The organism is Geothrix sp. 21YS21S-2 (assembly GCF_030846775.1).
Taxonomy (GTDB): domain Bacteria; phylum Acidobacteriota; class Holophagae; order Holophagales; family Holophagaceae; genus Mesoterricola.
The window spans coordinates 31,829-54,907 of record NZ_CP132910.1 but is presented as its reverse complement, the minus strand read 5'-3'; the positions used below and the strand labels follow the sequence as shown (position 1 = coordinate 54,907).

Genomic DNA, 23,079 nt, shown 5'->3' with positions numbered 1-23,079 from the left:
ACAGACCTGCAAGTTGGAGGCGCAGATCCTGCCACCCCCGGGTGGTTGGTCCCTGCGCCTATTGTGTATTCACGCGAGCCCGGGATTCCCTCGCCTTCCCGGTTCCAAGCCCCAGGAGATTCCACCATGGCCATCACCACCCTCGATTCCGACTCCAACGGCGCCCTCGCGACCCTGGGCGACCGCATCAAGTCCGTGCGCCGCACCTGGAAGTGGTCCCAGCAGGAGATGGCCGAGGCCCTCCGCGTGGACCAGGCCTCCATCTCCTTCTGGGAACGCGACAAGATCCGGCCTTCCGGTTCGGCCATCGTCGCCCTGGCCTCCCTGTTCCGCACGAGCGTGGACGCCCTGGAAGGCGGCAACGAGTTCAACATTCCCGATTCCCCTTCCCTGCCCGGCTCCACGGACCGCGAATTTCCCCGGAGCGTCTGCCTGCCCATCGGCAGCAAGGAGATGGTCATGGTCGTGGACCTGGCGGACGGTTCCTCCAAGGGCGATCCCGTTTCCGAAGCCATGATGACCCTGGCCATGGGGGTCAAGGCCAACCGGCGGGTGTGGGTCGTCATCGAATAGAGGTCAGAGGGACCGCCGGAACAGGAGGGTTCCGGCGGCCAGCGCAACCGACCCGATCGCGCAGAGGATCAGGAAGTCCGGCAGCGCGACCAGGACCGGGGCGTCCCTGACGATGAGGGAGCGGAACCCGTGGACGGCGTAGGTCATCGGATTGACCCGCGCCAGGAGCCGCAGCCAGCCGGGGAAGGCCTGGACGGGGTAGACCGCCCCGCTGGAGAAGAACAGCAGGGTGTTCAGGAGCCCGGCCAGCACCTTGGGCAGCATCACGTCGTCCACCCGGGCGAACATGGCGATGGAGAGGGTGTTGAAGGCGAAGGCCGTGGCCGCCATGAGCGCCAGGACGGCCAGGATCGTGACGGGGTGCAGGAGGAGATCCAGCCCCGCCAGCAGGGAGCCCAGGGCCGCGAAGAGGCCGCCGCAGATCATGGCCTTGGCCGAACCGGCCAGGACCATCCCGAGGACCAGCTCCAGCCGCGTGATGGGCGTGACCAGGAAGCCCTCATGCACCCCCCGGTTCTTGTCCTCCATCCAGAGCATGACCCCGCCGAACAGGACCGAAAGGAAGATGGCCAGGGTCAGGGTCCCGGGGAACAGGTACTTGATGTAGGCGATGTAGGGGTAGAGCTCGACGCTCTCCAGGGCCAGGGACCCGCTCCCGTGGAGGGGCGCCGGCGGGGCGGCCAGGGCGGCGGTGATCCCGGCGAGCTTTCCCGACAGGGCCGCGCTCACGGCCTGGTCCGAGTTGTCCAGCAGGATCCCCACGTGGGGGTTGTCGCCGTTGAAGACGCGCCGGCTCAGGTCCGCGGGCAGGATGACCGCCGCGTTGAGGCTGCCCGCCTGGATGGCCTCCCGGGCCGCCTTCTCGTCGGCGAACGGCAGGGTGGTGAACATCCCCGTGCCGCTGGACGTGGCGGCCAGGGCCTCCCTGAACCGGAGCGCGTGGGGGCCGTGGTCGCGGTCGACGACCCCGATCCGCGTGCCCGTGATGGGCCCGCCGAAGACGTTGCCCATGATGAGCAGCTGGACCAGCGGGCCCAGCACGACCACGAAGATGAGCACGGGCGCGTGGAAGAACTTGCGCAACTCCCGGCCGGCGATGGCGGCGATGCCGTTCATGGCCGCGCTCCTTTCAGGTCGTGGCCGGCGTAGCGCACGAAGACGTCGTCCAGCGTGGCGCCGTCGCCCACGCTGCGCTTGAGGCTGGCCGGGGTGTCCAGGGCCGCGAGCCGGCCCTGGTCGATGATGGCCACCCGGCCGCAGAGGAAGTCGGCCTCGTCCATGTAGTGGGTGGTGATCAGGAGGGTGATGCCCCGCTCCGCGTTGATGCGCCGGAGGAGCTCCCAGACCCGCACCCGGGACACGGGGTCCAGTCCGGTGGTGGGCTCGTCCATGAAGAACACCTTCGGCTCGTGGATCAGGCCCCGGGCGATCTCCAGCCGCCGGCGCATGCCCCCCGAAAGGGCGCGGGTCATGGCCCCGCGCCACTCCGTGAGCTCGACCGCCTCGAGCAGGTCCCCGATGCGGCGTTCCCGGTCCGCACGGCCGACGCCGTAGAGCTGGGCGTAGACGATCAGGTTCTCCTCCACCGTCAGGTCCAGGTCGCTCGTCATGGCCTGGGGCAGGACCCCGATGCTCCGGCGGACGTCATCGGGCCGTCGGGCCAGGTCGTGCCCGTTGATGCGCACGCGCCCGCTGGTGAGGGGAATGAGCGTGGTCATCATGCGGATCAGGGTGCTCTTGCCCGCGCCGTTGGGCCCCAGCAGGCCGAGTACCTCCCCGGAACCCACCTCGAAGCTGATGCCCTTGACGGCCTCGAAGGCGCCGTAGCGCTTGACGACGTCCTCCACCTGGACGGCCGTCATCGGGGCCTCCCCGGCACGATCACGTCGGCGGACATGCCGGGCACGAAGACGCTGCCCGGGTTGTCGATGCCCAGCTTGAGCCGGACGGCCCGGATGTCCCGCCGGCTGGAGCCCGTGTCGCGCTGGGTGGCGAAGTCCGCCTCCGCGGCCTTCACCAGGATCCGCCCCGTGACCTGGCTCCCGGAGGGCATCCTCACCTCCAGCCGGTCCCCGGCCTTCAGGGCGCCCGCCCGGGTTTCCGGAATCGCCGCCAGGACCCAGGTCTGCCGGAGATCCACCAGCGTCGCGATGGCCCCCCCGGCCGCCAGGATCTCTCCCTGCCGGACGGCAAGGATGCCGATCCTCCCGTCGCTGGGCGCCAGGACGCGGGCGTAGGCCAGGCGGGTTTCAGCCCCGGCCGCCAGCGCCCGGGCCGAGGCCAGCTGGCCCAGGGCGGACCGCACGTTCTCCCGGGCCGCGACGCCCTGGTGGGTGCGGGCCTCGGCGCTGCGCACCGCCGCCTCGGCCTGGGCGACGCCGTTGCGGGCAGCCTGCTCCCTCGCCTCCGCGGCCTCCTGGCCGCGGAGGGCGTCGTCCCGGTCCTGGGCAGAGACGGCGCCCGCCTGGGCCAGGACGAGCATGCGCCGGGCCAGGTCCTGCTGCTTCCGGCCATTGGCCGCCGCCTCTGCGAGGGTCGCCTTCGCCATGTCCAGAGCCGCCTGGGCGCCGGCCAGGCCGTGCCGGGCCTCCCCCGCCGAGCTGGCCGCGGCCTCCCGGGCGGCGTCCACCTGGCTCTCCAGGCTGCTGGCCTGGGCCTGGAAGGACCCCAGGGAGGCCGCCAGCTCCGCCGGGTCCAGGAGGGCGATCACGTCCCCTGCCCTCACGTCCTGGCCTTCTTCGACGAGCAGCTTCGCCACCCTCCCGGCCGTCTGGGAACTGATGAGGATCTGGTTGGCGTCCACGGTGCCCGCCAGCACGAGCGGTGCCGGGGCCACGCGCGAATGGATGGAAACCCCCGCGCCCACCGCCAGGAGGGCAGCGAAGGCGGTCAGGATCCGCCGGGTGGTTCTGGAAAGACTCATGGTGTTCCTCTCAAGGCAGGCTCCCGCCCGCCGGCAAGCCGGGTGGTCGATTCGTTGGGTGTGAAGGTTAGGGCCTCAGGCTCCGGAGAACCCGGTCGAAGACCAGGCGGAGGGTCGGGTCATCCAGCTTCAGGGGGCGGCCCTGGCCGGGTCCCCGGGCCTCCCCCTTGGCCTCAAGCCTCAACAGTTCATAAAGCGGAGCGTAGGCCAGGGACCAGAAGATCCCCTTGGGGAAGTTCGCCTCCCCGGCGGCCCCCATGCCGAAGTCGGACAGCTCCCCGCGGGCGATGGCGGTGGTCACGAAGGTCCCCATCGCCTCGAACAGCGGGATGTTGGGCAGCTCGCCGTAGGTGGCCATGAGGGCGGAGTGGCGCACCTGCTCCAGGAACCGCCAGGCGAGCTGGTGCTCCCGGAAGAACCGGATCCGGTTCCGCCACTGGATCCAGAGCCCCTCCTCGAAGGGGGCCAGGGGGTCGAAGTCCTCCAGGAAGGCGTCCGTCAGGGCCTGGTTCTGCTCCACCCACAGCTGGTACAGCAGGTCCTCCCGGTCCTTGAAGTGGATGTAAAGGGTCGCGGGGGACACGCCGGCGGCCCGGGCCAGCTTCTGCATCGAGAAGCCGTCGATGCCTTCGACGACCAGCATCTCCACCGCCATCCTGCGGATCTTCTCGGCCTTGCCCGGGTCCCTGGGTCGCATCGTCACCTCAGGATCAAAAGTAAACGAACGTTCATTTATGGTCAAGGGGCCCGATTGAATTTTCTGCAATGCCGGGTTGACAGGGTTCAGAACTCTATTATTCTATGGTTGTATAGATAAAGGATGAACCAGTTGACTCTCACCCAGCCCATGATCAGCGACGTCAGCAGGCTCTTCGCCGCCCTGGGCGACGAGTCCCGGCTCCGGATCCTCAAGGTCCTCGTGGATGCCGGCCAGCCCATGTCCCAGGGCGCGGTGGCCGAGGCGGCGGGCCTTTCCCAGGCCAACGCCAGCAAGCACCTCATCCACCTCGCCCGGGTCGGGCTCGTGAACCGGGAGCCCAGCGGCAACCTCGTGCTCTTCACTCCCGTCTCCCCCCTCGTTCCCGACGTCTGCGACCTGATGTGCGCCCACGTGGCCGCGCGCGTCAAGGCCGCCTATTCCTCCATCTCCTAGGAGTCCCGTTCCATGTTTGCACTCGCGAAACGGCTCGTTCCGTCCCTGGTGGCCCTGGCGGCGACCGCCCAGCAGCCCCTCACCATCCAGGACGCCATCCGCAAGGCCTGGACGGGCCAGGCCGGCCTCCAGGCCGGCGAAGCCCTGGTGGACCGCGCCCGCGGGGAGGCCGAGGCCCTGCGCGCGCTCAACCTCCCCACCGTCAGCCTCGGCGCGGGCCTCACGCGCACCACCGAGCCCATGATGGTCTTCGGCATGCACCTCAACCAGGCCCGCATCGCCCAAACGGATTTCATCCCCGACCGCCTCAACCACCCCGACGCCGCCACCGGTTTTGGCGCCACCCTGACCGTCACCCAGCCCCTCTATGCCGGCGGGCGCCTGGACGCGGCCGCCCGGGCCGGCGCCGCCATGGCAGGCAGCGAGGCGGCCTCCCAGTCCCACCGCCGCCAGCAGGTGGCCTTCGCGGTGGCCCAGGCCTACTTCGGCGCCCAGGTGGCCGAGCAGGGCCTGCGCTACGCCGAGGACACCCTCAGGCAGGCCCAGGAGACCGAACGGTTCGTGTCCGCCCGGGTGGACCAGGGCCTGATGCTCCGTTCCGAAGGGGACCGCACCCGCGCCTTCCGCGCCCAGAGCGAGGCCGGCGTCGCCGAGGCCCGCAACCGGGTGGCCTCGGCCCGCTCCGGCCTGGCCCTGCTCATGGGCGGGGAGGCCGCGGGCCCCCTGGCCACCGCCGTGGACGCGCCCCTTCCGGCCCTGCCCGCGGCTCCCGGCCGCCGGGGCGACCTGGAGGCCCTGAAGCTCCAGGGGCAGGCCGCCCGCGAAGGCGTGGCCGCCGCCCGCGGCAGCCTGAAACCCGAAGTGGGCCTCAGCCTCGCGGCCGGCACGGCCCGCTACGCCGTGGGCGAAGGGGGGAACTGGACCACCGCCTCCCTGGGGGCGAAGTGGACCTTCTCCTTCTCCGACACGAAGCGGGTGTCTTCCGCCAGGGCCCAGGCCCGGGCCGCGGAGCTGGGCCTGAAGTGGCAGGAGCAGCAGGCCTCGCGCGAAACGGACGAGGCCCGGCGCTTCCTGGAAACGGCCCAGGCGAAGATCGCCTTCGCCAAGGTGGCGGTGGAGGCCTCGGAAAGCGCGAGGACCATCCGCATCGCCCGGCACCGCGAGGGGCTCGTGCCCCTGGTGGAGGTGCTGGACGCGGAGGCCGGGCTCTCCGGCGCCCGCACCCTCCTCCTGAACAGTGAACTGGAATGGCGCCTGGGCGGAGCCCAGCTCGCCCTGGTCCTCGGACAACCCATTGAAGGCGTCACGGAGTAGATGATGAAACGCACCCTGATCCTGCCCATCACCGCCCTGCTGGCGGGCCTCGCCTGCGGCAAGCACGAGGCCCCCCAGGCCCCCCCCATGCCCGCGGCCAAGGTGCGCCTGGCCGCGGTGGACCCCGCCGGCGACGCCGGCTGGATCGCCGCGACCCTGACCGCGACCCGCCGGGCCACCCTTTCCACCCGCATGGCGGCCTCGGTCACCCGGGTCTTCGCCAACGAAGGCCAGCACGTGGCCGAAGGCGCCCTCCTGGTGAGCCTCTCCGACGGGGACCTCCAGGGCGGGCTCAAGGCGGCCGAGACCGCCGTGGCCGCCGCCCAGGCCCACCACCGCCGGATCGAGGCCCTCTCGAAGATCAACGCCTCCACCCCCAGCGAGCTGGAGATGGCCGCCACGAACCTGGCCCAGGCCCAGGCCGGCCTCGCGGGCGTGAAGGCCAACCTCGCCTACACCCAGATCCGCGCTCCCTTCGCGGGCATCGTGCAGAGCCGCATGGTCAACGAGGGCGCCTTCGTGGGCCCCGGCCAGCCCCTGGTGGAGCTCGAGGGCCAGGGCGCCCTGGAGTTGGAGGGCACCGTGTCCGAACAGGAGGCCAGGAGCCTGCGCATCGGCCTGAAGGTGCCCTTCGAGGCCGACGGCAAGCCCGGCACGGCCGAGATCTCGGCCCTGTCCACCGGCGGGGACCCCGTGTCCCACCGGGGCACGATCCGGGCCCGCATCCTGGGCGCCACCGGATTCCGGTCCGGCGCCTTCGCCCGCATCAAGTCGCCGGGCGCGGCTCCCGAAGGGCTCTCGGTCCCCAGGTCCGCCCTGGTGGTCCGCGGCGAGCTCTCCGGGGTCTTCGTGGCCCGGGACGGCAAGGCCGAGCTGCGCTGGCTCTCCCTGGGCGATGCGCGGGGCGCCGCGGTGCCGGTGCGCGCGGGCCTGAAGGCCGGTGAGCAGGTCATCGACAATCCCGGCACCCTCGTGGACGGCCAGCCCGTCGAGGTGTCCAAATGACCGACGCTCCCAAGCTGGGCCTCGCCGGCAGGATGGCCAAGGGCTTCCTGCGCAGCAAGCTCACCCCCCTCATCGTCCTCGCCTCGCTCATGCTGGGCGTCATGGCCGTGGTCCTCACGCCCCGCGAGGAGGAGCCGCAGATCATCGTCCCCATGGTGGACCTCTACGTCCCCTTCCCCGGGGCCAGCCCCCGCGAGGTGGAGGCCCAGGTCACCACGCCGCTCGAGAAGCGCCTCTGGGGCATCCCGGGCGTCGAGTACCTCTACGGCACGAGCCGGCCCGGCATGGCCCTGGTCACCGTGCGCTTCAAGGTCAACGAGCCCCAGGAGCCCAGCCTGGTGAAGGTCCACCAGGAGCTGGCCGCCCACCCCGAGATCTTCCCCGCCGGGGCCATGAAGCCCATCGTGCGCCTGCAGACCATCGACGACGTGCCCTTCCTCACCCTCACCCTGCACGGCGAGGGGCAGACCCCGGGCCAGCTCAGGCGCATGGGCGAGGTGCTGGCCCGCGAGCTCTCCACCGTGCCCGACACGGCCCAGGCCCGGGTCATCGGCGGGGCGCGGCGCATGGTTCGCATCGAGCCCGACCCCGACAAGCTTCGGGCCCTGGGCATGTCCCTGGCCGAGCTGCAGCCCGCGCTCCAGAGCGCCGAGGCCCAGCTGCCGGCGGGCGCCCTGGTGGACCACAACCGCCGCACCACCCTCGAGGCCACCGGCTTCGTCCTGGAGGCCCGGGAGCTGAACCGCCTGGTGGTGGGCGTGCGCAACCAGAAGCCCGTCTACCTCGCCGACGTTGCCTCGGTCTCCGACGGACCCGACCCCGAACCTCCGGTCGTGCTCTACGGCGCCAAGGGAAGCCTCGAGAACGCCGTCACCGTCGCCCTCTCCAAGCGCGCCGGCTCCAACGCCACGGCGCTGTCCCGCCTGGCCCTGGACAAGGTCGAGGCCCTGCGCGGCTCCGTCCTCCCCCGGTCCCTCAAGGTGGACGTCACCCGCGACTACGGCGAGACCGCCGGCGACAAGTCCAACGAGCTCATCGAGCACCTCCTCATCGCCACCCTGTCGGTCATCGCGCTGATACTTCTCGCCATGGGCTGGCGGTCGGCGGTGGTGGTGGGCGTGGCGGTGCCGGTGACCCTCGCCCTCACGCTGCTCCTCACCTACCTCCTGGGCTATACGCTCAACCGGGTGACGCTCTTCGCCCTCATCTTCTCCATCGGCATCCTGGTGGACGACGCCATCGTGGTGGTGGAGAACATCCACCGGCACATGCACCTGCCCGGCCCGCGCAAGTCCTTCGCCACCACCGTGGTGGAGGCCGTGGACGAGGTGGGCAACCCCACGATCCTGGCCACCTTCGCCGTCATCGCCGCCATCCTGCCCATGGCCTTCGTGCGGGGCCTCATGGGGCCCTACATGCGCCCGATCCCCATCGGCGCCAGCCTGGCCATGATCTTCAGCCTGGCCATCGCCTTCGTCATCAGCCCCTGGGCCGCCCTCAAGATCTTCCGCAAGGAGGCCCACCTGCCCGAGGTGGACGAGACCGGCCTGCACCCGGCCACCGACGAGAACGAGCCTCCCGAACCCGACCACGACCACAACATCGCCCCCGAGGACCTCAGCACGCGCATCTACCGCAAGGTGATGCGGGCCCTCCTCACCAGCGGCAAGGTGCGCCTGGGCTTCCTGGTTGCGGTTCTCGCCATGCTGGGCGGCGCAGGGGCCCTGGTGGGCACCGGCGTGGTCAAGGTCAAGATGCTGCCCTTCGACAACAAGTCCGAGTTCATGGTCCAGCTGGACCTCCCCGCGGGCACCCCCCGCGAGGATTCCCTGGCCCTGGGCCAGCAGCTGGCCAGGAGGCTCATGCAGGAGCCCGTCGTCAAGGACGTGCAGGTCTACGCCCAGGAGGCCGCGCCCTACACCTTCGTGGGCATGGTGCGCCACAGCTTCCTGCGCCAGGACGCGAGCCAGGTGGACATCCAGGTGAACCTGGTCGCCAAGGGCGACCGCAAGGAGCAGAGCCACGCCATCGCCACCCGGCTGCGGCCCGAGCTGGAGAAGTACACCGTTCCCGCCGGCGCCCGCATGAAGGTCGTCGAGATCCCCCCCGGGCCTCCGGTGCTGGACACCGTGGTGGCCGAGATCTACGGCCCCACCCCCGCCGAGCGCGCCCGGTACGGCGGCGAGGTCCTCAAGGCCTTCCGGTCCGTGGACGGCGTGGTGGACGTGGACTCGACCCTCAATCCCACCGATCCCAAGATCAGCCTCGTGCTGGACCGGGAGAAGGCCGCCCTCCACGGCGTGGCGCCCGCCCACGTGATCCAGACCCTCTCCATGGCCGGCCAGGGCTTCCCCGCCGGGAGCTTCCACGTGCTCGACGGCTCCTCCCAGGTGCCGGTGGTGGTCCAGCTGGCCTCCTCCCGCCGGCGAGACCTGCGCGACCTGCTCCAGCTCGCGGTGCCCGGCGCCAAGGGCATGGTGCCCCTCTCGCAGCTGGTCACGGTCCAGGAGGGCCTCGAGGAGGCCGACATCTTCCACAAGAACCTCATGCCGGTCTCCTACGTCTTCGGGGACCTGGCCGGGAGGATCGAGAGCCCCGTCTACGCGCTGGCCGCCCTCGGGAAGAAGATCGACGCCATCCCCGGCACCCAGGGGGCAACGTCGTGCAGCGCTTCGTGGGCGTGCAGAGCGCCGACGTCCTCAAGAACGCCCTCGAATCCGCCAACTAGGGAGACCCCATGAACGTCGACCGCATCGTCCACATCTTCGCCGGAAGCATGATCATGATCAGCCTGGCCCTGGGCCACTGGGTGAGCCCCTGGTGGTTCCTGCTCACCCTCTTCGTGGGCGTCAACCTCTTCCAGAGCGGCATCACCAACTGGTGCCTGATGTCGCGCATCCTGGCCAAGGCGGGCGTGCCCACCCAGGGAAGCTGCGGCCTCTGATGCTGACCCTCCTCCTCGCCAAGCGCCTGGCCCTGGGAATCCTCATCGGAGGCGGCCTGGGCCTGGGATACTGGAAGCTCATCGGGTGCTCCACCGGCACCTGCCCCCTCACCGCCACCCCCCTGCGGGCCATGCTCTACGGTGCCGTCATGGGCACCATCTGGGCCCTGGGCGGCTCCTCCCGGTCCTGACGCCATGCCCCAGCTTTCCCACGCCGAGTTCACCCTCCTGGCCGCGCTCCTCGTGGGCCTGGCCTGGTTCCTCCTCCTGCGCAACCGCAACCGCCAGCCGCCGCTCACCCAGCAGCAGGTGGCCGAACTGCGCAGGCGGGGGGCCCTGATCCTGGACGTGCGCTCCGTGGGGGAGTTCTCCCAGGGCCACGCCAAGGGCGCCCGGAACATTCCCCTGCCCCTCCTCAAGGACCGCCTGGGGGACCTGGACCGGAAGAAGCCCATCCTCGCCTGCTGCGCCTCCGGCGCCCGCAGCGCCTCGGCCTGCCGGATCCTCCTGAAGGCGGGCTTCCAGGACGTGCACAACGTCGGCTCCTGGACCGCCCTGAAGCCCTGAAAAACAAGGCCCTTCGCCTGGACAGGCCGGGATCCCGACAGTATGCTTGTATGCGTAAACTGGAGATTGAATGGACCATCCCCCCTTGAGCGACCCCATGATCGAGGAAGTGAGCCGTCTCTTCCTGGCCCTGGGGGATCCGTCCCGGCTCAAGATCCTCCGGTGCCTCCTGGAAGCCAAGGACCCCATGAGCCAGGGCGCCATCGCCGAGGCCACGTCGCTCTCCCAGGCCAACGCCAGCAAGCACCTCGCGTTCCTGGTGCGGGTGGGCCTGGCGAACCGGGAGCCGCAGGGGAACGTGGTGTTCTTCACGCCGGTGATGCCCCTGGTGGGGGACGTGTGCGACCTGGTGTGCGGGCATGTGGCGGAGCGGGTGAAGGCCGCGTACCACGCGCTGGGCTGAGGCGTTTCTTATTCAGGAACCAAGGGCGGCCTGGTGACATGGGATTCCTCAAACAGGGGCGGCATGGATTGTGCCCGCCTCTTCCGAGGAGAACCAAGATGTACGCTGGAATCAGCCTCCATAAACGAAGTGACGCCGAATTGGGAGCCGTTCACGGCGGAATGTTCGCAAGTTCCATGGGATACGGCAGGCCGCTGGTATCTCCGGCCTGCCCTCCCACGTTCACCTCGCGTGGCCTGGGGACAGCAATGGGTCAGGGAGCCATTGGCGGGGCCGCGAAGGGAGCCCTATCTGGAGGTCCCGGAGTCCTTGGTGGTGCTGTCAGTGGAGGCCTTGCGTCCGGAATCGGCTACAGCGCCACCCACCACGGAGGAATGGCTTCCATGCCTTCTTCGAACATCAATTCCTGGATGGTTCAGGGCCGCTGGAATTCCCACCCGCAGTTCATGTGATGACAAATCCGAATCACCTCCATGGCCTCATTTGGGCACTGGTTGGTGTTGCTGCAGCATCCATGTTCCTGCCCCGACCCACCTGCCCGCGTTGCGGGAGAAGGAAACCTGTCCTGCACGGATTCCGCAGCTTCCGGAACTGGATCATGGGCAGATGGCATTGCCCGAACTGCAATGCACTCATCTCCCACAGAGGCCGCATCCTCCCATGAGGGGTGGAAGGCGCCGCGGTGTCAACGGGAGGCGCTTTCCGGCAGGAACCGCCCCAGGTCCCCCACCGTCAGCCGGGTAAGTTCCGAAGTCATCCGCTCCCGCACCTCCCGGCAGCAGGTCCATGCGGCGCAGTCCACCCGGCCCGTGCATTCGCCGATGCCCAGGAGGCAGGAGCTCCGCCATTCCGGTCCGTCCAGCACATCCACCACCTCGGCCAGGTGGATCTCGCCGGCGGGGCGCGTCAGCCGGAACCCGCCGTTGCGTCCGCGAACGGACTGCACCAGGCCGGCCTTCTGGAGGACCTGGAGCACCTTGCCCAGGAAGGGACGGGGCGCGCCGGTGCGGGCGGAGAGGTCCCCTACCAGCCGCAGGTCCCCCGGCGGTCCCTCCAGGAGAGCCATGGACCGGAAGGCGTAGTTCACCGAATGGGAGAAGGAATGCATGGGGTCACCCGAGGAGATCGGCGCAGAGATCCGTCGCGCCGGCGAGGACCTCTCCGGCCGCTGCGTAGAAGGGGTGAACGCCGGGCCTGCCCAGTTCCAGGGCGACGCTGCCCGCAAGGGGCTGGAGGTGGCAGGTGAAGAGTCGGCCCGTGGGCAGCTCCGGCTCCTCGGCCCGGCGCAGGAGGTGGCCCAGGAGGAGGAGCAGCACGCCCAGGTGGTCCGGCGGGACGCCGGGGTCGGGGTGGATGCCGGCGGCCTCGAAGATGCCGTCCAGTTCCAGGAGCACGCCCTCGTCCCGCAGCTGCCCGGTCCTGACCGCCGAGAGCTCCAGGCGGATGCCCCGCCCCGCCAGGAAGAGCCCGGCGTAGGCGACGTCCAGCTCGCCGGAAGGAGCCGCGGCCAGGGCCTCCAGCCCCCGGCGCAATCCGGGCGGCGCCCAGGGCGCCCCGGCGAAAGCCGCCCAGTCCGCGGTGGCGCCGGGAACCAGGAAGACCTCGCCCAGCGTCTCCAGGAGGTCGGGGAAGGCCGTCACTTGAACCCGCTGGCCTGGCCGGCGAAGACGAAGACGTAGCGCAGGACGTAGCCGCCGAAGATCACCAGCCCCGCGGCCGTCATGGCCAGGCGGTGCGTGATGTGCAGGGTCCCCTTGCCGAGGAGCACAGGCTTGAACTCCCACAGCTCGATGGCCAGGGGCAGCAGGAGGCCCGCGCCCATGAAGAGCACCCAGAAGACGAAGGTGAAGGGGCCGCCGAGGACGAGGGCGAGGGCCTCGCGAACGGCCAGCACCGAGAGCTCTCCGTGGATCAGGTACGGCACGACAATGAAAAACTCCAGCAGGATCAGGCAGATATCAAGGGTGTACAGGAACCGGAACTCGGCGACATCCTTGGGGCCCTTCTGCACCACCCGCGCCAGGATCAGAACGGCGGTGCCGGTGCTCAGGGCGCTGAAGAGGAAGAGCTGGGCCACGAGGTTGGTGTTCCAGAAGGGCCGGGCCTGCACCGCGCCCAGCAGGACGCCCGTGTAGATGCCGACGCCGATGGCGAAGGGGAAGCCCAGCATGGCCAGGCGCCGCTTCCACGCGCCCAGGTCGCGGTTGAGGGCCAGGAGCCGGGGCCGCCAGGGGGTCTTCGCCGGGATGCGCGCGAAGAGCCGGTTGCGCTCGTCCTCCGTGAGCCAGGCGAAGAGGTTCACCAGGGTGATGCCGGTGAAGACCAGCAGCAGCCAGGACCCGATGGACATGGGCGATTCCCACCGGAAGGTCACGAAGAGCTTCCAGAAGCGCCACCACTTCCCCAGGTCGAAGACCAGCAGGAAGGACCCCAGGGCCACGGGCCAGGGCGCCAGGAGGGCCCCGATCCGGGCGATGCGCGGGTAGGCGGGGACGCCGTCCACCTGCAGCCAGGTGCAGAAGGCGGACACGAAGAAGATCCCCGCGGAGAGGCCGCCGAGGAACAGGTAGTTGACGATGAGGAATTCCCAGACAGGTTCATGCATGGTTGGCTCCTACAGGAGGTAGTACAGCTGGGGGCCGTTGCCCGTCTGGGGTTTGAGGACGCGGTACCGCCGGCTCTCCAGCAGCGCGTGCAGCGCGCTCCCGGAGTCGTTGAGGTCGCCGAAGGTGCGGACCTTGCTGGGGCAGGTCTCCACGCAGGCGGGGAGCTCGCCCCGGTCCACCCGGTGGGAGCAGAAGGTGCACTTGTCCACCACCTTCGTCTCCTCGTTGAAGAACCGCGCGTCGAAGGGGCAGGCGATCATGCAGTACTTGCAGCCGATGCAGTCGGCCTCCCGCACCTGCACGATGCCGTCCTCGCGCTGGAAGCTGGCCCCGGTGGGGCAGACCCGCACACAGCTGGGGTTGTCGCAGTGGTGGCACTGCTCGGGGTCGAAGGAGGCCCGCAGCCGGGGGTAGGCGCCGCCGTGCTCGGCGTTGATGCGGTTGCGGAAGACGCCCAGGGGGACGTCGTTCTCGGCCTTGCAGGCGACGATGCAGGCCTTGCAGTCGATGCATTTCCTGGAGTCCAGGACCATCGCGTAGCGCTTGACGGGATTCTTGGCCATGATCACACCTTCACCACGTTGACGAACGTCTCGTGCATGGCGGCGTTGCCGCTCACCTTGTCCCAGGCGGTCTCCAGCAGCACGGCGTCGGCCGCGCCCACGTTGTGCACCAGCTTGAGCCAGGGGGACCTCTTCCCGAACCCGTGGAGCATGAACACGCAGTCCGGGCGGATCTCCTCGGTGGCCCGGGCCTTGATGCGCACGGTGCCTGCGGTGCTGGTCACCTGGACCAGGTCCCCGGTGCGGATTCCCAGGCGGGTGGCCTGGTCCTGGTTGATCCAGAGGTCGTTCTCGGGGACCTGCTCGTGGAGCCACGGCAGGCCGGCCAGGGCGGCGTGGGTGATCGTCGCCTTGCGGCCCAGGATCATGCGGAACTTACCGGAGGGGGGCTGGGCGGGGGAGGCGTAGACCGGCAGGGGGTCGTGGCCCGCTTCCGCCAGCCGCTCCGAGAAGATCTCGATCTTCCCGCTCTTGGTGACGAAGCGGTAGGCGGCGTTCCGGGTCGTGCCGTACTTGGGCTCGCTGAAGGCCACCACTCCGTGCTTCTTCATGTACTCGAGGCCGTTCTCCACGGGGAGTTCCCTGGCCTCGGCCTCGATCCACTGGTCGATGGTGTAGTCGAAGTAGTCCGCGAGCCCCAGGCGCCTGGCGAGGCCCTGGGCGATGTCCAGCATGGGCAACGTGTCGTGGATCGGCTTGATGACCTGCTGGCGCAGCACGGCGGCGGGCCAGATGCCGGGCATCACCTCGATGGGATCGGTGCGCTCCAGGTAGTGGCTCTCGGGGAAGACCACGTCGGCGTACCAGGCGGTGTCGCTCATGGCGATGTCCACCACGCCGATGAAGTCCATGCCCTCCATCATCTTCAGCGTCTTCCCCTGGTCCGGCACGGCGTTGAGCGGGTCCTGCTTGTAGATCATCCAGGCCTTCACCGGGTAGGGCGCGCCCTTGAGGACGTTCTCCCGGGTCTGGAGGTAGACGCCGTCCTTCGCGGAGGCCAGGGGGAAGTTCTTCTCCACCTCGTCCACTCGGCCGGCCTTGGGATCGTCCCAGGGCAGGAACATGAACTCGCCCTTGGCGACCTTCCGGTTGGGCACCATGCCCCCTTCCCGGTCCCAGTTGCCCACGATGGTGTTGAGGATGGCCTGGGCGCGCCGCATCTGGAAATCGTTCTGGTACCAGCTGGAGCGGCGCCCCGCGTAGAACACGGCCCGGTGGCCGGCGTCGGCGAACTCCCGGGCGATGCGGGTGATCTCCCGGGCGGGGATGCCGGTCTCGGCCTCGGCGAATTCGGGCGTGTAGGGCAACACGTGCTCCACCAGCCGGTCGAAGCCCAGGGTCCACTGGTCCAGGAAGGCCTTGTCGCAGCGGTCCTCGCGGATGATCACGTGGATCATGGCCAGGATGAAGGCCATGTCGGTGCCGGGCTTGATGGGGTACCACTCGTCGGCCTTGGAGGCGGTGACGGTGAAGCGCGGGTCGAGGTAGACGAACTTCGCCTTGCGCTCCATGACGCCGCCGATGAGGTCCATGGTGTCGGGGGTGATGATGCTCTCGAAGCGGTTGGCCCCGGCCATGATCACGTACTTGGCGTTCTGCAGGTCGAAGCTGGGCACCGTCCCGAAGGTCATGGAGTAGGCCAGGTTCACCGAGGCCAGGCAGAGCGAGGGGTGCCGCAGGATGTTGGGGCTGCCGAAAGCCAGGCCCAGGTTCTTGAAGAACACTTCCTGGAAGCCCTCGGTGCTTGACCAGAGGGTCCCCTCGGGGCCGTGCTTCGCCTTGGTCTCGGCGAGCTTTTTCGCTGCGAAGTCGAAGGCCTCGTCCCAGGACACGGGCTTCCACTTGCCTTCGCCCCGCGCTCCGGCGCGGATCAGGGGCTGCTTGAGCCTGTCGGGGTCGTACACCTGCTGGATGGCCGCGTTGCCCCTCGCGCAGAGCATGTTGCGGGACTTGGGGTTCTCGGGATTGGGGTTCAGCTTGTGGATGCGGCCCTTGCGGACGGAGGCCAGGACCGAGCACTTGTTGGGGCACAGCTCGCAGGTGGTCGGGATCCCCAGGGGGACCGGGGGTTCCGCGGCGCGCCTGCCCTTCCCGAAGAATTTCGGGCAGGCGATGCTGGTGGCGGCGAAACCGCCGGCGCCGACGATCTGCAGGAACAGACGGCGATCCATGGGACCTCCTCAGGGAATGCCTTTCCCGGCGATCCTCGAAGGAGGATCGCCGGGAGGAAGATCAGAACTTCACTTCAAGGGAGACGTAGGTGTTCTTGATGCCCGAAGGCGCCGCGTACTGGAGCATCGGGTTGTTGTTCAGGTCGTACGCGTTCTCCCAGGTGCCGGACATGGGGGCGGGGGCGATGTGCCAGCCGCTGAAGGCATGGGTGTACTTGTAGTCCAGGTAGCCCACGCGCAGGGCCACGTTCTTCACGAATTCCCAGTGGACGTAGGCCTCGATCACGTCGCCGCGGGTGGAGAGCTTCTCCGTGGCCTCGCCGGTGGCGGGGCTGTAGGTGAACCATTTGGGCGAGCCGTGGTTGAACTCCAGGCCGAAGCCCAGGTTGTCCTTCACGTCCCAGCGGGCGCCCACGTAGTAGGCGGTGGCGGTCTGGCTCTTGTTCGCGTCGCCCAGGAGGCCGCCGAAGCCGGTGAGCTGGTAGTTGGCGCCGCCCATGGCCGCGGGCATGTCCCAGTAGGCGCCGTACTGGCTGGTCCTGCCGTTGGGGTTGCTCTTGATGCTGCCGAAGCTGGCGAAGTAGGTGAAGCTGTCGCCGATCTTGTGCTTCCAGGTGGCGGTGACCTGGTCCATGTCGCCCAGGTTGTTGGTGGCCGTCACGTACTGGATGCTGGGCATGCCGCCCATGCCGGGCTGGGCGGGCACCGGGAAGTTGTTGAGCTCGCCGAAGGGGATGTCCGTCATGTTCCCGAACCGGTTGAAGCCCAGGTAGAAGTTCGCGCTGTGCACGGTGCCCAGGCCCTCGAAGAGGAGGGGGATGTCGAGCATCGCGCCCAGGACGGTGCTGTCCTTGAGGTTGCCGATCCGGTTGACCTGCATCGCGGCGCCCGCGGGGTTGGCCATGGTCGCGTTGGTGAAATTGAAGCCCACGGGGGCGTAGGTGGACTTCACCAGCCCGCCGCCGCCGAAGCCGCTCTCGTAGCCCACGCCGTAGCACAGGCCCAGGAGGGAGTGCTCGGGGAAGCCCAGCTTGTCCAGATGGAACTTCCAGCCGATGCCGTCGACCATGGCGTTGACGGCCAGGGCCTGGGGCGTGGCCTGGCGCTCGCCGCCTTCGCGCACCTCGAACGGAGGCCCGTCGGAGGTGTTCTGGCGGCCGATGGACAGCACGCCCAGGGCGGGCCAGTCGTACACGAAGCTGGCGCGCTCCACCTTGAGGGTGTCGTTGCCGGGCACCTTGCCGCTGTTGAAGGAGTTCTGCACGGTGTTGGGCGAGCCGTTGAAGATGGGCACGTCGGCGCCGCCGTGGATCTTGTACATGGTCAGCCGGCCGAAGATCTTGCCGTGTTCGCCGATGGCCATGCCCATGCGCAGCCGCAGGCGCGTGGACCACTGGGTGGAATTGTCGTAGTCCTGCTCACCCACCTGCTGGGCCATGGGCATGAAGGGGTACGGGTTGGAGGCCGATGGGGAGGGGTTCTGCACGAACCCCATGAACTGCTGGTAGGGCTTGAAATGCCACTTGGCGCTGTCGAAGCGCGTGCGGAGATCGCCGCCCCAGGAGATGTTGTCCTGGGCGACCTTGGTCTCCACCTTGACGAGGGTCTTCTCCTGGTCCCTGGATTTCTCCTCCAGGACGGCCACCTGCTTCTTGAGTTCGTCGAGCTGCTTCTTCACGTCCTCCTGGGCGGCAAGACCCATGGGAGCGAGGACGGCGAGGGTGAGGGCGATTCGGGAAATGCGCATGGTTCGGCTCCAGAGCAGGGGAGGATCAGCCGCCGCAGGTTTCGGGCTGGGGGGAATCGGAGGCGTGGTTGATCAGGAAGGTCTTGATGTCCAGGATCTGTTCGGGGGTGCCGTACTTCGGCGAGAAGCCCTCGCCCGTCCTCCCGTGCTTGCCGGCGTCGAAGACCTTGCGCCACTGGGCCTGGGTCTTGGAAAGGGGGGTCACCACAGCGGCCTTCCCGTTCTCCACGTGGCAGGACTTGCAGTTCTTCTTGAAGAAGAACTTCCCCTTGGTGTCGCTGCCCTTGGGCTCCGCGGCGAGGGGGGCCGCCAGGAGGGCGGCCAGCGTGAAGATCGATAGTAATTTCATGAGTTTTCCTTTCTTCCGGGCGCCGAAGCGCGTGTTGAGGTAGAGGTAACCCAAGGACTCGAAGGGAGGCCTTGTGGTGAAAGATTTCGGATCCGCGTGAACGCCCGTGGGCGTCGGCGATTCGATATGGATTGCTCGATTGAAAGGATTCACACCTGCGTCGGGAAGGCTCGCACCTTCCGGAATAGAAGATCGCGCCATCGTGTTTATAGCGCAAGAATATTTTTTTATTAAATTGTATAACTAGATAGTTATGTTTCCTCGCCCGGAAGGCTCCGCCCCACCAGCCGCCGGACCTCCTCCAGCAGCTCCCCGCGCCCGTAGACGCCCTTCTGCAGGGCCTTCACGACCCCGGCGTTGCGCAGCGCCACCCGGTCCGCGGCGGTGAGCTCCCGCGCCGTAACGGCAACAAGGGGAATGTCGGCCCATTCCGGACGCTCCTGCCGGGCCACCAGGAACTCGAAGCCGTCCATGTTCGGCATCATGAGATCCAGGAGGATGGCCTCGGGCCTGCGCTCCGCCATGCGTTCCAGGGCCTGGAGGCCGTCCCCGGCGGTGGCGGTCTCGAAGCCCTGGGACCGGAGGATCCGGGCCATGGCCTCGCGGGTGGGCGGATCGTCCTCCACCACCAGCACCGAGGCCGGGGGTTCCGGGGCCAGATGCCGGGCCAGCACGCGCCGGAGGCGGTCGCGGTCCAGGGGCTTGTTCAGGTAGTCCACGGCGCCCAGGGAGAGCCCCTTCTCGGCTTCGTCCAGGATGGTGAGCATGACGACGGGGATGCCGGCCAGTTCGGGGTCCGCCTTGAGGGCGGCCAGCACCTCCCAGCCGTCCATGCGCGGCAGCAGGACGTCCAGGACGATGAGCCCCGGCCGGAGCTCCCGGGCCAGGGCGAGGCCTTCCCGCCCGTCCCGGGCGCACCGCGCCGAATAGCCGTCCCTCGCCAGCAGCCGGGACAGGGAATCCAGGAGGGACGGATCGTCGTCCACCAGGAGGACGGTGCGCCCCCGCTGCTGCGGCGGCGCCCCGGGCTCATTCCGGAGGGACTCCCGGGTGGGCCGCAGGGGCAGCAGGATGGTGAAGGTGGACCCCTGCCCGAGGGCGCTCTTCACGCGGACGTCCCCGCCCATCATCTGACAGAACTTCCGGCTCAAGGACAGGCCCAGGCCCGTTCCGCCGAAGCGCCGGGTGGTGGAGTCGTCCCCCTGGATGAATTCGTTGAAGATGCGCTCCACCTGCTCGGGGGCGATGCCGATGCCGGTGTCGGTCACGGAGAGGCTCAGCCAGTCGCCCTCCAGGCGCCCATTCACGTGGATGGCGCCGCCCCGGGTGAACTTGCAGGCGTTGCTCAGCAGGTTCAGGAGCACCTGGCGCACCTTGGTGGGGTCGCCCACCATCCCGTCCAGGCCGGGCCCGCAGTCCAGGCTCAATGCGTTTCCGTTCTGGGCGGCGAGGCTCGACACGGTGCCCAGGACCTCCTCCAGCAGGTCGCGCACCTGGAACGGCTCGTTCACCAGCGTCATCTTGCCCGCCTCGATCTTGGCCAGGTCGAGGATGTCGTTGATGAGGTGCAGGAGGTGGCGCCCCGCCTGGTCAACCCGGGCCGCGTCCTCGAGGATGTCGGCGGCGCCCGCGTCCTCGGCCTCGTTCTTGATGACCTCGCTGTAGAGCAGGATGGCGTTCAGCGGCGTGCGCAGCTCGTGGCTCATGTTGGCCAGGAAGGAGCTCTTGGCGCGGCTGGACGCCTCCGCGCGGTCCTTGGCGACCTGGAGCTCGCTGTTGGCCTGCACCAGCTCCCCGGTGCGCAGGGCCACCTCCCGCTCCAGGTGGTCCCGGTGGCCGGCGAGCCTGGCGTCCTGGTCCTGGATGCGGGCCAGCATCGTGTTGATGCTCTCCGCCAGCAGGCCCAGCTCGTCGCCGCTCCCCTTCAGGGCCCGCAGGCCGTAGTCCTGGCTCGACGAGACGCGGGTCACGACCTCCACGAGGCCCAGGATGGGCCGGGTGAGCACGCCCTGGAACCGGGACGCGAACAGGAAGGTGGCGACGCCCATCAGGAGCGTGATGGCCGCGAGCACGATCCCGGCCCAGACGATCCGGCTGATGAACTCCCCCTGGTCCGATTCCAGGTACAGGACCCCGATGGGGTGGCCCTCCTCGCTCCGGATGAAGCAGGTCATGGCCAGGTTCCCCGAGGCGGTGGCCTTCACCTCCTCCCGGGCGCCGGCCACCGGCAGGAAAGGCTCGTACAGGGGGGACCCGGCAGGATAGCGGGCCAGGACGGACCCGTCGGAGCGGTGGATGCGGGCCGTCGTGAGGTGCTTGTGCTCCTTGAGCACGCCCAGGATCTTGGAGGCCGGGGTGGGCACGTCGAAGGCGACGGAGGGGCTCGCGTTGTAGGAGATGATGCTCCCCAGGCTCCGCAGGTCGCCGGCGGCGGCGGCCCGCAGGGACCAGGCCTCGAAGGCCAGGAAGCACAGCGCCGACAGCACCATCGCCAGGCCCGCCGTGAAAAGGAGCATCAGGGTGACCCTGCTGCGCAAGGACTGGGGAGCGAGGAATTCCATGGGACCTCGAGGGTGGGCGTCACGGAAATGGGCTTTGAGGGATAATCTAGTCGGAAAGGGGCGCCGTGGACAGCCCTTCCGGAGATGCCGTGCTCAAGCTCGAATCCTTTGCCGTAGGCCCCCTGGGCTGCAACTGCACCCTCCTCTGGAATCCCGGGACCGCCCAGGGCGTCGTGGTGGATCCCGGCGGCGAGGGGGCCCGCATCGCCCTCAGGGTCCAGGCCCTGGGCTTCAAGGTGGCCGCCCTCCTCCACACCCACGCCCACTTCGACCACGTCGGGGCCACCCGGGAGCTCCAGGAGCTCTGGCAGTGCCCCGCCCTGCTCCACCCGGCGGATCTCTTCCTCCTGGACGCCCTGGACATGCAGACGGGGATCTTCGGAATGGACGCCATCCCCCGCCCCGACACCGCGCCCCTGGCCGAGGGCGACGTGCACGGCGGCCTGGCCACACTGCATACGCCAGGGCACACGCCCGGCTCCTGCTGCTTCCACGGCGAGTTCGAGCGCGGGGGCGTCGTGCTGGCCGGGGACACCCTCTTCCAGGGCGGCGTGGGCCGCACCGACCTGTGGGGGGGCAGCTGGGAGCACCTGGAGCAGAGCATCCAGCGCGAGCTGTACGCGCTGCCGGACGCCACCCTCGTGATCCCGGGGCACGGCCCGGCCACCACCATCGGGGAGGAGGCGGCGGGCAACCCGTACGTCCGCCGATGAAATAGGCGCCGGCCCTCGCCGGCCCTGCGAGAATGGTGTGAACAAGGAGGTTCACATGCCCGCACAACTCGCAGGTCTCGGCTGCACCTTTCCGATCATCCTGGGCGTCATCTTCTGGCTGGCGTCCTGCATCCGGGTGATCAACGAGTACGAACGGGCGGTGATCTTCACGCTCGGCAAGGTGGGAGCCGTGCCCAAGGGCCCGGGACTCATCTTCGTCCTGCGCCCCTTCCAGCGCGCGGTGGTCGTGAGCCTTCGCACCGTGGTCCTGGACGTGCCCAGCCAGGACATCATCACCCGGGACAACGTGAGCCTGAAGGTGAGCGCGGTGGTCTACTTCAAGGTCCTGGACACGAAGCAGGCCATCATCGGCGTGGAGAACTACTACTTCGCCACCAGCCAGATCGCGCAGACCACGCTCCGGTCGGTGCTGGGCGAGGTGAGCCTCGACGAGCTGCTGGCCGCCCGCGAGAAGCTGAGCGTGCGCCTGCGCGAGATCATCGACCGCTCCACGGAGCCCTGGGGCGTGGAGGTCACCAGCGTCGAGCTGAAGTCCGTGGACCTGCCCGAGCAGATCCAGCGCGCCATGGGCAAGCAGGCCGAGGCCGAGCGCGAGAAGCGCGCCAAGGTGATCGCCGCCGAGGGCGAGCTCATGGCCTCCACCCAGCTGCTGGAAGCCGCCGACAAGATCAGCCAGAACCCCGTGGCCATCCAGATGCGCTACCTCCAGACCCTCACGGAGATCGCCGTGGAGAAGAACAGCACCATCGTCTTCCCCCTGCCCATGGAGCTCATGAAGGCCTTCGAGAAGTTCGCGGCGAAGTAGGGGATACGTGGCGCTTTCCGCTTCCGCCCTCGTCGCCGTCGTGGACACCGAGACCACGGGCCTCTACCCTTCCCGGGACCGCCTCGTGGAGATCGCCGTGGTGCTGCTGGAAGTGGAGACCGCCACGGGGCGCCTGCTGCGCACCCTGGACGCCTACCAGGAACTGAACGACCCCGGCATGCCCATCCCCGCCATCGCCACCTCGATCCACGGCATCACCGACGCCATGGTCCGGGGCCGGCGCATCGACCCGGCCCGGGTGGCCGCGCTCCTGGCCCGGGCCGACCTGGTGGTGGCCCACAACAGCGGCTTCGACAAGGGCTTCGTGCGCCAGGTGATGCCCCAGGCCGACACCCTGGTGTGGGGCTGCTCCTGCCGCGGCATCCCCTGGCGCAGGCTCCACCCCGCCCTGGAGAGCACCCGCCTCCAGCACCTGGCCGAGCGGCTCCGGATCCCTTCGGGCACGGCCCACCGGGCCATGGGCGACGTGGAGACGACGATCAACCTCGTGCTGCTGCCGGACGGTGACGGAAATGCGCACCTCCTGCACCTCATCACCCGCAAGCTGGCGCCGATCCGGTCGCCGCGAAGCTTGAGGACAGGCCCGCCAGCCTAGCTCTTCCTCGGCGAACCTCGGCCACCTCGGCGATGCCTTTCTTCC

The 23,079-nt window shown here is 69.0% G+C and carries 24 protein-coding genes; 12 read left to right on the top strand and 12 right to left on the bottom strand.

Features of this window, described 5'->3' with window-relative positions; all coding sequences use genetic code 11:
- Positions 1-126: 126 nt before the first annotated feature.
- Positions 127-573, top strand: coding sequence for a helix-turn-helix domain-containing protein (locus tag RAH40_RS00235; RefSeq protein ID WP_306600026.1), 447 nt, complete (start codon positions 127-129; stop codon positions 571-573).
- A 3-nt stretch (positions 574-576) separates the two neighbouring features.
- Here the strand turns inward: RAH40_RS00235 and RAH40_RS00230 are convergent, their stop codons facing one another.
- The 4 genes from RAH40_RS00230 to RAH40_RS00215 all read right to left on the bottom strand — a co-directional run bounded on the left by RAH40_RS00230 (position 577) and on the right by RAH40_RS00215 (position 4,193).
- Entirely contained in the window at positions 577-1,689 is a 1,113-nt protein-coding gene (locus RAH40_RS00230; protein WP_306600025.1) for an ABC transporter permease, read from the bottom strand.
- Positions 1,686-2,435 carry an ABC transporter ATP-binding protein gene (locus tag RAH40_RS00225; protein ID WP_306600024.1) on the bottom strand — a complete coding sequence of 250 codons (750 nt, stop codon included), beginning with the start codon at positions 2,433-2,435 and terminating at the stop codon, positions 1,686-1,688. The genes RAH40_RS00230 and RAH40_RS00225 overlap by 4 nt, the downstream gene beginning before the upstream one ends.
- Positions 2,432-3,496: an HlyD family secretion protein gene (locus RAH40_RS00220; protein ID WP_306600023.1), complete on the bottom strand. Its 1,065-nt coding sequence runs from the start codon at positions 3,494-3,496 to the stop codon at positions 2,432-2,434. The genes RAH40_RS00225 and RAH40_RS00220 overlap by 4 nt, the downstream gene beginning before the upstream one ends.
- 67 nt (positions 3,497-3,563) lie before the next feature.
- Complete coding sequence (locus tag RAH40_RS00215) at positions 3,564-4,193, bottom strand: TetR/AcrR family transcriptional regulator (protein WP_306600022.1); 630 nt, start codon at positions 4,191-4,193, stop codon at positions 3,564-3,566.
- A 123-nt stretch (positions 4,194-4,316) separates the two neighbouring features.
- On the opposite strand from RAH40_RS00215, the gene RAH40_RS00210 reads away from it, so the two are divergent.
- The 8 genes from RAH40_RS00210 (at position 4,317) to RAH40_RS00175 (ending at position 10,882) form a co-directional block, all read left to right on the top strand.
- A complete protein-coding gene (locus RAH40_RS00210) occupies positions 4,317-4,649 on the top strand; it encodes a helix-turn-helix transcriptional regulator (RefSeq protein ID WP_306600021.1) in 333 nt (110 codons plus the stop codon).
- A gap of 12 nt (positions 4,650-4,661) precedes the next feature.
- Positions 4,662-5,963, top strand: coding sequence for a TolC family protein (locus tag RAH40_RS00205; protein WP_306600020.1), 1,302 nt, complete (start codon positions 4,662-4,664; stop codon positions 5,961-5,963).
- Between the two features lie 3 nt (positions 5,964-5,966).
- Positions 5,967-6,968: an efflux RND transporter periplasmic adaptor subunit gene (locus RAH40_RS00200; RefSeq protein WP_306600019.1), complete on the top strand. Its 1,002-nt coding sequence runs from the start codon at positions 5,967-5,969 to the stop codon at positions 6,966-6,968.
- A complete protein-coding gene (locus RAH40_RS00195) occupies positions 6,965-9,709 on the top strand; it encodes an efflux RND transporter permease subunit (protein WP_306600018.1) in 2,745 nt (914 codons plus the stop codon). Before RAH40_RS00200 ends, RAH40_RS00195 begins: the two co-directional genes overlap by 4 nt.
- Entirely contained in the window at positions 9,706-9,912 is a 207-nt protein-coding gene (locus RAH40_RS00190; protein ID WP_306600017.1) for a DUF2892 domain-containing protein, read from the top strand. Before RAH40_RS00195 ends, RAH40_RS00190 begins: the two co-directional genes overlap by 4 nt.
- Positions 9,912-10,103 carry a DUF6132 family protein gene (locus RAH40_RS00185; RefSeq protein ID WP_306600016.1) on the top strand — a complete coding sequence of 64 codons (192 nt, stop codon included), beginning with the start codon at positions 9,912-9,914 and terminating at the stop codon, positions 10,101-10,103. The genes RAH40_RS00190 and RAH40_RS00185 overlap by 1 nt, the downstream gene beginning before the upstream one ends.
- A gap of 4 nt (positions 10,104-10,107) precedes the next feature.
- A complete protein-coding gene (locus tag RAH40_RS00180) occupies positions 10,108-10,479 on the top strand; it encodes a rhodanese-like domain-containing protein (RefSeq protein ID WP_306600015.1) in 372 nt (123 codons plus the stop codon).
- Between the two features lie 70 nt (positions 10,480-10,549).
- Positions 10,550-10,882: a helix-turn-helix transcriptional regulator gene (locus tag RAH40_RS00175; RefSeq protein ID WP_306600014.1), complete on the top strand. Its 333-nt coding sequence runs from the start codon at positions 10,550-10,552 to the stop codon at positions 10,880-10,882.
- 685 nt (positions 10,883-11,567) lie between these two features.
- Here the strand turns inward: RAH40_RS00175 and RAH40_RS00170 are convergent.
- The 8 genes from RAH40_RS00170 to RAH40_RS00135 form a co-directional block, all read right to left on the bottom strand.
- Complete coding sequence (locus RAH40_RS00170; protein WP_306600013.1) at positions 11,568-11,990, bottom strand: Rrf2 family transcriptional regulator; 423 nt, start codon at positions 11,988-11,990, stop codon at positions 11,568-11,570.
- 4 nt (positions 11,991-11,994) lie between these two features.
- On the bottom strand, positions 11,995-12,522 hold the full coding sequence (locus RAH40_RS00165) for a molecular chaperone TorD family protein (RefSeq protein ID WP_306600012.1): 528 nt from the start codon (positions 12,520-12,522) through the stop codon (positions 11,995-11,997).
- Positions 12,519-13,487 carry an NrfD/PsrC family molybdoenzyme membrane anchor subunit gene (gene nrfD / locus RAH40_RS00160; protein ID WP_306600011.1) on the bottom strand — a complete coding sequence of 323 codons (969 nt, stop codon included), beginning with the start codon at positions 13,485-13,487 and terminating at the stop codon, positions 12,519-12,521. Before nrfD ends, RAH40_RS00165 begins: the two co-directional genes overlap by 4 nt.
- Before the next feature lie 9 nt (positions 13,488-13,496).
- On the bottom strand, positions 13,497-14,051 hold the full coding sequence (locus RAH40_RS00155) for a 4Fe-4S dicluster domain-containing protein (RefSeq protein WP_306600010.1): 555 nt from the start codon (positions 14,049-14,051) through the stop codon (positions 13,497-13,499).
- Positions 14,052-14,053: 2 nt separating this feature from the next.
- Positions 14,054-16,222, bottom strand: coding sequence for a molybdopterin-dependent oxidoreductase (locus RAH40_RS00150; RefSeq protein ID WP_306600009.1), 2,169 nt, complete (start codon positions 16,220-16,222; stop codon positions 14,054-14,056).
- Between the two features lie 61 nt (positions 16,223-16,283).
- Entirely contained in the window at positions 16,284-17,969 is a 1,686-nt protein-coding gene (locus tag RAH40_RS00145; protein ID WP_306600008.1) for a DUF3373 family protein, read from the bottom strand.
- A gap of 25 nt (positions 17,970-17,994) precedes the next feature.
- A complete protein-coding gene (locus tag RAH40_RS00140) occupies positions 17,995-18,372 on the bottom strand; it encodes a c-type cytochrome (RefSeq protein WP_306600007.1) in 378 nt (125 codons plus the stop codon).
- Positions 18,373-18,569: 197 nt separating this feature from the next.
- Positions 18,570-20,879, bottom strand: a complete 2,310-nt coding sequence (locus tag RAH40_RS00135) for a response regulator (protein WP_306600006.1) — start codon at positions 20,877-20,879, stop codon at positions 18,570-18,572.
- An 89-nt stretch (positions 20,880-20,968) separates the two neighbouring features.
- Between RAH40_RS00135 and RAH40_RS00130 the strand changes: the two genes are divergently transcribed.
- Genes RAH40_RS00130 through RAH40_RS00120 form a run of 3 tightly spaced genes read left to right on the top strand, consistent with a single transcriptional unit; the run spans position 20,969 to position 23,034 of the window.
- On the top strand, positions 20,969-21,592 hold the full coding sequence (locus RAH40_RS00130) for an MBL fold metallo-hydrolase (protein WP_306600005.1): 624 nt from the start codon (positions 20,969-20,971) through the stop codon (positions 21,590-21,592).
- 55 nt (positions 21,593-21,647) lie between these two features.
- Entirely contained in the window at positions 21,648-22,418 is a 771-nt protein-coding gene (locus tag RAH40_RS00125; protein WP_306600004.1) for a slipin family protein, read from the top strand.
- 7 nt (positions 22,419-22,425) lie between these two features.
- Positions 22,426-23,034, top strand: a complete 609-nt coding sequence (locus tag RAH40_RS00120) for an exonuclease domain-containing protein (protein ID WP_306600003.1) — start codon at positions 22,426-22,428, stop codon at positions 23,032-23,034.
- The last annotated feature ends 45 nt before the right edge of the window (positions 23,035-23,079 follow it).